At 31.4% G+C, this 9,257-nt stretch carries 15 protein-coding genes; 14 read left to right on the plus strand and 1 reads right to left on the minus strand.

Annotated features, from left to right (window positions below):
- The first annotated feature begins 19 nt into the window (after positions 1–19).
- The 9 genes from ACWJKP_RS09120 (at position 20) to ACWJKP_RS09160 (ending at position 5,187) form a co-directional block, all read left to right on the plus strand.
- Entirely contained in the window at positions 20–190 is a 171-nt protein-coding gene (locus tag ACWJKP_RS09120; protein WP_462961595.1) for a hypothetical protein, read from the plus strand.
- Between the two features lie 35 nt (positions 191–225).
- A complete protein-coding gene (locus ACWJKP_RS09125; protein ID WP_462961596.1) occupies positions 226–375 on the plus strand; it encodes a hypothetical protein in 150 nt (49 codons plus the stop codon).
- Positions 376–562: 187 nt separating this feature from the next.
- Positions 563–859, plus strand: coding sequence for a hypothetical protein (locus tag ACWJKP_RS09130; RefSeq protein ID WP_462961597.1), 297 nt, complete (start codon positions 563–565; stop codon positions 857–859).
- Between the two features lie 205 nt (positions 860–1,064).
- Entirely contained in the window at positions 1,065–1,514 is a 450-nt protein-coding gene (locus ACWJKP_RS09135) for a hypothetical protein (RefSeq protein ID WP_462961598.1), read from the plus strand.
- A 196-nt stretch (positions 1,515–1,710) separates the two neighbouring features.
- On the plus strand, positions 1,711–1,965 hold the full coding sequence (locus ACWJKP_RS09140; RefSeq protein ID WP_462961599.1) for a hypothetical protein: 255 nt from the start codon (positions 1,711–1,713) through the stop codon (positions 1,963–1,965).
- Between the two features lie 18 nt (positions 1,966–1,983).
- Complete coding sequence (locus ACWJKP_RS09145; RefSeq protein ID WP_462961600.1) at positions 1,984–2,202, plus strand: hypothetical protein; 219 nt, start codon at positions 1,984–1,986, stop codon at positions 2,200–2,202.
- Complete coding sequence (locus tag ACWJKP_RS09150) at positions 2,202–2,342, plus strand: hypothetical protein (RefSeq protein ID WP_462961601.1); 141 nt, start codon at positions 2,202–2,204, stop codon at positions 2,340–2,342. The genes ACWJKP_RS09145 and ACWJKP_RS09150 overlap by 1 nt, the downstream gene beginning before the upstream one ends.
- A gap of 93 nt (positions 2,343–2,435) precedes the next feature.
- A complete protein-coding gene (locus ACWJKP_RS09155; protein ID WP_462961602.1) occupies positions 2,436–2,807 on the plus strand; it encodes a hypothetical protein in 372 nt (123 codons plus the stop codon).
- Positions 2,808–2,871: 64 nt separating this feature from the next.
- Positions 2,872–5,187 carry a hypothetical protein gene (locus ACWJKP_RS09160; RefSeq protein WP_462961603.1) on the plus strand — a complete coding sequence of 772 codons (2,316 nt, stop codon included), beginning with the start codon at positions 2,872–2,874 and terminating at the stop codon, positions 5,185–5,187.
- 203 nt (positions 5,188–5,390) lie between these two features.
- Here the strand turns inward: ACWJKP_RS09160 and ACWJKP_RS09165 are convergent, their stop codons facing one another.
- A complete protein-coding gene (locus ACWJKP_RS09165; RefSeq protein ID WP_462961604.1) occupies positions 5,391–5,591 on the minus strand; it encodes a helix-turn-helix transcriptional regulator in 201 nt (66 codons plus the stop codon).
- A 271-nt stretch (positions 5,592–5,862) separates the two neighbouring features.
- Between ACWJKP_RS09165 and ACWJKP_RS09170 the strand changes: the two genes are divergently transcribed.
- The 5 genes from ACWJKP_RS09170 to ACWJKP_RS09190 all read left to right on the plus strand — a co-directional run bounded on the left by ACWJKP_RS09170 (position 5,863) and on the right by ACWJKP_RS09190 (position 9,226).
- Positions 5,863–6,105, plus strand: a complete 243-nt coding sequence (locus ACWJKP_RS09170) for a hypothetical protein (protein ID WP_462961605.1) — start codon at positions 5,863–5,865, stop codon at positions 6,103–6,105.
- Between the two features lie 233 nt (positions 6,106–6,338).
- Complete coding sequence (locus ACWJKP_RS09175; protein ID WP_462961606.1) at positions 6,339–6,554, plus strand: hypothetical protein; 216 nt, start codon at positions 6,339–6,341, stop codon at positions 6,552–6,554.
- Positions 6,555–6,601: 47 nt separating this feature from the next.
- Positions 6,602–6,859, plus strand: coding sequence for a hypothetical protein (locus ACWJKP_RS09180; protein ID WP_462961607.1), 258 nt, complete (start codon positions 6,602–6,604; stop codon positions 6,857–6,859).
- A 71-nt stretch (positions 6,860–6,930) separates the two neighbouring features.
- The gene (locus tag ACWJKP_RS09185; RefSeq protein ID WP_462961608.1) at positions 6,931–7,905 is read left to right on the plus strand and encodes a hypothetical protein; all 975 of its coding nucleotides are present in this window, start codon (positions 6,931–6,933) and stop codon (positions 7,903–7,905) included.
- Between the two features lie 73 nt (positions 7,906–7,978).
- Positions 7,979–9,226, plus strand: coding sequence for a hypothetical protein (locus tag ACWJKP_RS09190; protein WP_462961609.1), 1,248 nt, complete (start codon positions 7,979–7,981; stop codon positions 9,224–9,226).
- Positions 9,227–9,257 lie beyond the last annotated feature (31 nt).

The raw sequence follows: 9,257 nt of genomic DNA on the forward strand, positions 1-9,257 counted from the left end.
AATAAAGGAGTTAAATAAAATGATTAAAATATTAACAATTAGTAATTCAAGTAGGGGCATGTCAATTAAAATGCCAAACATAGCAGATTTAATAAACAAGGCTATTGATGAAAACAATATTGATGAAAATAATATTGTAAATATTCAAGTGGAGAGAAATAGTGGAGCAACTATAATTTACAGAGATTAGTTCACAATACAAGAAAATAGCGAAGGAGATACCTTATGAAACTTATAAGAAAAGATGGTAAAGAATATAGGCTTACAGAAATTCAAATTTGCCCTCATTGCGGGAAAGTGATATGTCCCGATATAATAACCAAATTCTTTGAATGTGAATATTGCCATCATTGCGGTGGAAAAGTTGAGTATTAATTAACTCGTAATCCCAAGAAATTGTGAATATGAGGATTGTCAAGGTTGGGCATGTGAATCTAACAATAAATCAAACATTAAAGCACAGGAAGAATTATATTCTTAGTTTCTTCACCAGCGGAATAAAAAACAGAGAAATAACTACCTACTCAAAAGAGAGGTTAAAGTTAAGGAGGAATATATTAATATGGAACAATTTAATTTTAAAAAGGGTGATAAAGTACCACAATTTGTAGAAAAATATTCAGAGAAAATTTTCAAAGTAACTTTTGGTGTTGATGTTTTAGTTACTAAAAATGAAAATATAACTATTAATGCAAGTATAATCAATGTTTATCCATTAATAAAAGTAAATGATGGGTTTAGTGTAATATATGTTGAAAATATTTTAGAACCAGTAACGCATGAAATTATAAAAGGAGCACCTACAGTAATACACAATTATCCTTATGGATTTCAACATCCAAAATATATTTTAAATTAATTCGCATTTTAAAAATATAGTAAAATTAGAAGGAGGTGTAATAGGTTAATAAAGTTTTACGAATGGATAATAGGATTATGTTGGTATAATTGGATTGGATGCCCTCAATCATCGTATAAGAAATGTATAAAATGTGGTAAGTCAAAATTTAGATTTTAAATATGAATAAAATACGTAATAAAATAAATCAAAGTGAGGTAAAAATATGAAAGATAAAATAATGGAAATTCTTCATAGTTTAGAAAATGAGGATGCTTTAAAAATAATAAGTGAAATATTGGACAAGGAATTTGATTTAAGATTTGCTAGCAATATAGTCCTTAACGGTTATGAACCATGTCTTACAAAAGAAGATTTACTAGAACATCAATACAGTGAGGGCAATGAGGAAGCTGGCTGTATAGAATTAAACCTAATATTGAAACTCGCTGAGGAAGTTTTAAATTGTGATGATGAATATGATGAATATGGGCATGTAGAGTTCCAATATTTTGTTAGATATGAGGATGATGAAAAAAGAAAAGAAGAAGAACATGACAGCGACTGTATGTGGCTTGTTGAAGATAAAGATATAAAAATCAAAGATTTAAAACTTCAATTCGAAATGGAACAATACGCATTTCAATTATACTGTCTATTAAAAACTAAGTATTAAAAGGAGAAATTCATGCAAAATGAAATGAAAATTGAAGAGACGGATATATTTCAAGATAGATTTTGAAATTCCTGTTTACGCAGCTAAGATAACGTAAAGTTGTTATATGTTGGGAAGGATGTTATAGCTTTATGTAGACCTTGCAGAGTAGAACTAAAACAGCGGTTAATAAAAGAAATTAACTAAGGAGGAATCTATGGATATAGATAAATATTTCGATGAGTTAGATAAAAAGGTAGCAGTTATGTCTAATAAAGAAGTTATAAAACTCCTAATAGATAATGGAGTAGATAAAAGCACAATTGACGATGCATCTGGAGCTCAGTGTGGCCATTGTAATATGTTAAAGGAGAATAAATGCACTAGGGTTAGTACTAACACTAGTGAAGACGTTGGGACTAAAGATGCAGTAGGAGTTTGTTGGATGCAAGAATCGGAAGGCGAATATTAATTAAGAGGAGGAAATATTATGAAGAGAGCAATTGCTAAAGGCAATTTTACAGTAAATTTTAAAGGTTCAACAGAAATGGATGGAACTGAGGTGGAAATGTCTGACGAAGAAATGATTGAATCTCTAAAAGAGATACTATCAGAGGAATTAGAAGGTTGTTTTGATGAAATTAATATTTCTGATATTGAAATGGAAGTTACTTATGATGACTTAGCAATAAAGGAGGAATCAATATAGTGGTGGTATTTTATACAAATATAATGGATAAGATTATGGCTGGAGAACCGCATGAATATTCTGATCAGAGTCTTCAAAAGCTTTCTGAATGGAGTTTTAATGAAACAAGGACTAAGGCAAATAAAGAAAGAAAAAATTAAAATATTTCAATTTAGTTATTGACAATTAAACAATACTAACGTAACATGTACCTATTGGAACAATTAAACAATAACTTGAAGGAGGAAATGTAAATGAAAAAGAAAGATTTAAAGACTGGTGATTGGGTGGAACTAAGAAATGGTGACAAGTGCATGGTAATGATAGGAACGAGCAGAGGAGATGTAGTTGTTGACAAGGAAGGCTATGCAAAAATAGAAGATTACAATGAAAACCTCCTTAATATTAACGGATTCAAGGGAATTGACGTTATGAAAGTATTTACAACACAAGACATTACATGGAAACTTACAGGCGAGAATCTTAAGCTCACTTGGGAAAGGAAAGAAGTTCCTAAGAAATCATTGCAGCAACTCATTAACGAGATAACAAAGCTTTATCCAAAGAAAATTGCAAAGTTTACAGCATCCACCGGAGATACAATATACCAAGTTTTAATTCCATAACAAATAAACAATAATATATTATAAAAGAATTAGTTTAAAATAAATCTTAGGGGGGAATTATTAAATGGAAATTGAAGTAGGCAGAAGTTACAGAGTGGTTAAGAACAGAGAAAGCAATTTTGGGAGATGTGAGGATATTATAAAACTAGAGGGAAACATAGTCAAAGCAGAATATGACTATAAGGATGGAGTTTTTAGAATGACAGATAAGTTTGGAGGAGAACATACCTGTCAGCCATGTAACCTTGAAGATATTAAGGCAACTAAGAAAGTTTTAAGATATTATAAAAAAGAGGATTATGGTACGGTTGGTGAGAAAACACCATTTAGAGATAAAGATGGAGCAGTGCTTCATGTTGGAGATGTAGTTGAAGCGAATAAATCAGGAAGTAGCTTAAATAAAAATTTTGTTGTAAAAACAGAAAGCAGTGGTTGTTTTGTAATGGGAATCCAAGGTAGATGCCACGAATCTACAGGTGAAATCGAAGGATGGGAAGTTAAACTTATTAAGAAATATGACCTGGTAGAATCTGGAGAAAAACATGGTGCCATAACTGCTATTGAAGTAAAAACTGAGATTAAAGAAGAACAATTGAACAATAATAAGGAGGATGATATTGTGAAAGGTTTTAAAGTAGGAGATATCGTTAGAGGGAATGAAAAAGGTTCGATGTATTATATTACGAATGATAAAATGACGAGAGCAGAAATAACTAATGTTGGGAAAAGAGGTTGTATTGATGTTAAGGTTTTAGAACACACTAGAGAATCTGAAATTGGGCAGACTTACAGAGACTTAGACCCAAAGTACTTTGAACTAGTAGAAAATACTCAGCAGCTTTCAATAACTACTTCTGGTACAAGCACAATCGTTAAATTTACAGACGGTAGAGAGGGAGAAGCTAAGTTGTACCACACAGATGTATTTAATCCTTACTTTGGGATTGTTGTAGCATTAGGTAATGCTATAGGAGTAGATTTAGTGGAGGAAGTTCAGAAAGTCGTTGCAGGTTACGAGGTTGAAGAAGAGTGCGTAGCTGAAAAATCCGAATCAAAATTTAAAGTTGGAGATTATATTTATTATAAAGATGGAGACTCTGAAGATTATGATGTTGTAAAGATTGCTGAAATAAAAAAGAATAAGTTATGGGGCAATTGGTCAAAGGAAAATTTAAAAACTCTTCCAAAAACAACAAGTGAATTTGAAGCAATCGAAAAAGAAGCAAGCCCTTGCTACATTGACTCCGATGATTCTGATATTAGAAAGTTAATTATAAAAGATGAAGTTACCAAGGAAACTAAAACTGTAATTAAGGTAGGAGATAGAGTCAAGGTAATAAATGCTGATAATCCTTTCAATAAAAGTAGAATTGTTGTTGGAAGCGAAGGTATTATAACATCAGTTTACGGAGACAGAACGATGATTGATTTTGACGAATTAGATTATATACAAGAGACTAATCATTTATATGATTGCTTGGAACTAATAGAAACCAAGAAAACTGTGGCAGAGTTTAAAGTAGGAGATAGTGTTAAAATTAAAACTGGCCTTGAATCAGGTAAAGAATATGACAATCAAGCTTGTTTCGTCGATAGTATGAAAAAGTTTGAAGGTAATATTACAAGAGTAATATCTGTTAGTGGAAGAGGAACTATAATATTAGAGGGGAATACATGGAACTGGACAAAAAGTATGATTGAATTAGTTGAAGAAGAGATTCCAGAACCAATAAAACTAGAACTTAAAGTTGGAGATTATGTATATGGTGGTAGGCTTTCAGAAAATGGATATTGGGTAGGCAAGATTGATAGTATTGATGAAGAAAGAATCTATGCATATTGGAGTGTTGAGAAAATTATAGAAGGTAATTTTCCAAAGACTATCAAAGAGTTTGATGCTATTAAAAAAGATGGATACGCTTTAAAACTTGATAAACCATATCTTAAAAAGCTTGTTTTAATAGATGATACTGAGGATGGACTAAAAGTTAATAAAACTTTATGGAAAAAATTTATGGATAGAAAATTACATGTAACATTTAAAACAATTGAAGAATATCAGAAATTTTTAGAATACTGCGAGAAGATAGATATCAAATGGATTTCTGGAGCAAAGGCTACGGAAGTTGATAATTATACAAGTAAACGCCAAGTTAGTATGGTAAGTGACAAGAATTCATTATGTATAAATACTGCAATGGCAGGAGAAAAAGTTATAACATTTGATGAGTTAGTTAGTGATGAGGAAATTGATGAAGGGTTAGAAGTAAATAAGCAGCTATGGGATAATTGGATTTACTACGAGGAAAATGGGATTTTAAAATATAAAGATGATGATGGAAAAGAAGGGGTAAGTGGAGGATATTACAACTGTTTATAAACTACCAAAGCTGAACAAATAAACAATAATGTCAAGGAGGACAAATTATGAAAAAACTATTATGGTTTATCTTCCATTCCTTCTCAGAGTGCAAAGAAGAAGACCTTGATAAATTAAATCATGGGTCGAGATGCAAATGCAGGAAGTGTGAAAGAATATATTTTAGATACCAACAATAAATGTTATAAAGAAAGCATTAATATTTAATCAGTACAATTGCATCGGAAGTCCAATAATCTACAAGGACAAGTATTAAGAATGACAGCAAGATGAATAAGAACTACAACCGATGGCAGTCTTCTTGCGTTTTCCAAATCTGAAATATGGCCTCTAGATACGCCAACTTTATCACCTAGCTGCTGTTGAGTTAAATTTGCTTTTAATCTATATTCGATATAACCCATAAAAAACACCTCCCTTTTATTTATATCATATACCTTATTTCGACAATATAATATATGTAAATATTGGAATTAGTAATAATTCGACAAAAAGTGCGGTAAGTCAGCTGTGAGCTAACAAAACAAATTTGATTAAACTCAAATTTGGTGCTGTATTTGACAAAATTCTAACAAAAAGTTATGTATAATATAACAAGATAGTACAAAATTATCAAATGGAAGAAGTAATTAGGTAAAAAAACAAAATAAATAAGCAAAGGAAAGGTGCATAGTTATGAAATTATATGTATTAGATATTGAAGGAACTAAGGAAGAAATCTTCTTAAATGGAGGTACAGAAGCCGAAATAGAAAGGGCATTAGATAAGCTGGAAGAAGTACTAGGACAAGTAGAGCTGGGAATTGAGAGTAGTATACAGCAAGTAGGTAACTCCTTCATCACCACCACGGTAAACGCTAGTTATTATAAGGAAGCTTATAACTGGCAGTTTTCTAAAACAATAATAACTGAATTATAATATTATTAAAATGACGAGCCATGCCGCCAGGAGCATGGCAGAAAGATAAATTAAAATATTTTTTAAAAAGGGTTGTCTAAATAGGACAAAGTATATATAATAACAAATGTAAGAACAATTAAACAATAATGTGTTAAGGAGCTGGTTGTTTGAGTAAGGGACATGATCCACCGATAAGATGTCTTATACAATTAAACAATAATATTTATTGGGAGAGAAGGAGGAAGTTGTCAATGGGAAAGATAATAACATTATATGATTTTTTAAAAGAAAATAAAGGTAAATCTTTCACAAAATTAGAATTACAGAAAAAAGGATTTGCCGTTACAAGAGAAATGCTTAGAAAGTTTGAAAGAAATGGATATATGGTGAAGGAAGAAAGTCACTTAAAAGATAAGTATGGTAACTTAGGACTTGGAGCAAAAGTTTATAAATATCAAAGGGTATAGATTTAGAGATTAACTATTGAAGTAAATAAATACTAGGAGGAATTATTATGAAAAAATTATCAATAAAGGCAACAGGTTATAACGCTCAGAGGGAATTAGAAAAACTTAAAGATTTCTCAAACAATGCAATTAGTGTGTTTGGTAACATGGTACATGACCTAACAAGTGCAAACGAGAGTCTTGAAAATCTAGCAGCTAAATCAGATGTAATGATTGATGAACATGCAGCAATGGCAATAAGTGCTAGAGGGAAGATCAAAGAAAATGCAGATATAATTGAGAAAATATCTAAGATGATGGCTTAAGTAAATATTTAAAATTATAATATCAAATGACAATTAAACAATAATATTAAAAATAGAGGAGAAATGTTAAAATGGCTAAAGTTAATAATTATAAAGGTAATCTAGTAGAAGATAAAAGAGGAAATATTAGAATTCGTGGGGTAGTACAAGGATTAACTCCTCCATGTAAAAACTCATTTGGGTATACTGATGTTGCTGCAAAAAATGGTAAGCAAACTTATAGGAAGATAAAATTCTTTGTAGCTTCAAGTAATGATAATAAGCCTGTTGTAGAACTTATAGGAAGCCCAAAGGAGTTTGCTTATGGATACAGCAAGAAAGAAAAAAAATCAATGAAACTTGAATGGGCAAAAAGATTCAATAAACTTCCTGGAGATTATGAGCTTATCCTTCCAGAATATGACTTAATCAAGAAAATAAGCGAAGATTTTAAAGATGGAGACAATGTTGTTCTTATAGCTGAACCTAAATTTTCTGTATATGACAATCCAAAGAGTGGGGTTTTAGAAGAACAAACATCTGTAAATATAAAAACTATGTATCCTTGTACAGATGTTATTGATTTTAACGCAGAAGATTTCATTGAAGAGGCTACATTCTCACAAGGCATTACAGTAAGGGACTTCTCAGAGGATACTAAAGCTGGAAAAGGATACTTATTTGCATATATCGTGCAATATGGTGGAAAATTCACAACTACAACCTTTAACATCAATCTTAAAACAATAGACCAATCCTTCTACAGAAACCTAAAATCATTAAAATTTGGAGATAGCATCAGAATTAATGGTTTAGTCCAAAATAGAGTCCTCAAAGAGACTATATCTGTTAATGACGGATGGGGAACTTCTGAAAAAGTAAATTCTTCTTTCTTTAAGGCTTTTGAGATAACTGGTGCAACTGGGGAATCTCTTATCAAGAGAAGATATAAAGAATCAGATTTTGTAGAGAATACAGCAGCGGCTACGTTTGCAGGAAGAATAGAAACTAAAGCAGCAGATATGACGGCTCCAGCAAACGACGAAACACTTCCATTCCAATTATAAGATTATAAACTTTTGAGGGTGAAAATCCCTCAACAAATAAACAATACTATTATAAATCGAGGAGGAATTATTAATGGCTTTTAAAAAAAATGTGATTTTAACACAAATCGGTGATTACGTCCATTATATAAGAGGAGTAAAGAAAGTAGGGAAAACTACCTTATTTCGAGACCTTACTTTGCAAGAATACGGGGATGAGTCAAAAGGATTGTTATGTTCATTTGGAGATGAAGATGGTTTTAAATCATTAGATAGACTACAATATGAGGAATTTACTTGCTGGGACATTACCGAAGAAGATTATGTTCAAAAAGTAAAAGATGAATTTGTAGACAAATTAGAATCAACACTTTCTGATTCCATGACAGTAGATGAAATTTATGCTAAAGCAGAAAAACAAACAGCGGCTTTCATAGAAAAATCAGGGAAACAAAGAGGGTTCGTCCAATTAATTGATGACTTAGTTCTAAATAACTCTGAATATGGGATTGAACTAATAGGCTATGACACAATTGATAAAATGATTGAAGTAGCTACAGCAGAAGTTCTTAGATTAAGTATGATGGAGACAGGAAAGATATGTAAAAGTTTGAATTCGGCATTTTCTGGATATGGCGAAGGTAAGAGAAGGCTTACTAAAATCATACAAGAACAAACAACTAGGTTAAAACAAATAGGATTGAATCCAATGGTTCTAGGGCATACAAAATATAAAGATAAAACAGATGAGGTAACTGGAAGTGAATACAGCCAGTTGACTACTTCTCTGACTTCTGATCTCGATTCTATATTCGGCGACACGAGCCAAATTGTATGTACCATTTCAATAGATAAGATAATTGAGGACGGTAAAATAACAGGGACACAAAGAGTTCTTCATTTTAGAGATGACGGAATCGTAGACTGTGGAAGTAGATTTACAGGTATGCCGGACAGTATGCCTCTTAGTGCAAGAAATTACGTTGATGCTTTTGATATAGGAGTGAAAAGCTCATACTTAACTACTCCTCCAGTGTCTAAACAAAAAGTAGAAACTAAGGTTGAAACTAAGGTAGAAGTTAAAACACCAGAGGTTAAGGCTCCAGTAGAAGATACATCATGGGGTAGTCCAGAAAAGACTGAGGATGTTAAAGAACCTGAACCAGTTGTTCATGACATAAAAACATTGATAGCGATGATATTATCTACAATTAAGCAAAAACAAGCTAATAAAGTACCAGTTGTAGAAATCATGAAAGTATTAACTAACAATGGGGTAACAGATCCAAACAAAATTACAGATATAGAAGTAGCAAACAAAATTTTAGCAGAATATAAATAAACAAAAGAATATAAAAATAAGTCCTTCAGAT

The organism is Clostridium sp. CM037, assembly GCF_055081095.1.

Coding starts and splice junctions, on each gene's coding strand:
- ACWJKP_RS09120 (WP_462961595.1), top strand. CDS start 20: ATGATTAAAATATTAACAATTAGTAATTCAAGTAGGGGCATGTCAATT.
- ACWJKP_RS09125 (WP_462961596.1), top strand. CDS start 226: ATGAAACTTATAAGAAAAGATGGTAAAGAATATAGGCTTACAGAAATT.
- ACWJKP_RS09130 (WP_462961597.1), top strand. CDS start 563: ATGGAACAATTTAATTTTAAAAAGGGTGATAAAGTACCACAATTTGTA.
- ACWJKP_RS09135 (WP_462961598.1), top strand. CDS start 1,065: ATGAAAGATAAAATAATGGAAATTCTTCATAGTTTAGAAAATGAGGAT.
- ACWJKP_RS09140 (WP_462961599.1), top strand. CDS start 1,711: ATGGATATAGATAAATATTTCGATGAGTTAGATAAAAAGGTAGCAGTT.
- ACWJKP_RS09145 (WP_462961600.1), top strand. CDS start 1,984: ATGAAGAGAGCAATTGCTAAAGGCAATTTTACAGTAAATTTTAAAGGT.
- ACWJKP_RS09155 (WP_462961602.1), top strand. CDS start 2,436: ATGAAAAAGAAAGATTTAAAGACTGGTGATTGGGTGGAACTAAGAAAT.
- ACWJKP_RS09160 (WP_462961603.1), top strand. CDS start 2,872: ATGGAAATTGAAGTAGGCAGAAGTTACAGAGTGGTTAAGAACAGAGAA.
- ACWJKP_RS09165 (WP_462961604.1), bottom strand. CDS start 5,591: ATGGGTTATATCGAATATAGATTAAAAGCAAATTTAACTCAACAGCAG.
- ACWJKP_RS09170 (WP_462961605.1), top strand. CDS start 5,863: ATGAAATTATATGTATTAGATATTGAAGGAACTAAGGAAGAAATCTTC.
- ACWJKP_RS09175 (WP_462961606.1), top strand. CDS start 6,339: ATGGGAAAGATAATAACATTATATGATTTTTTAAAAGAAAATAAAGGT.
- ACWJKP_RS09180 (WP_462961607.1), top strand. CDS start 6,602: ATGAAAAAATTATCAATAAAGGCAACAGGTTATAACGCTCAGAGGGAA.
- ACWJKP_RS09185 (WP_462961608.1), top strand. CDS start 6,931: ATGGCTAAAGTTAATAATTATAAAGGTAATCTAGTAGAAGATAAAAGA.
- ACWJKP_RS09190 (WP_462961609.1), top strand. CDS start 7,979: ATGGCTTTTAAAAAAAATGTGATTTTAACACAAATCGGTGATTACGTC.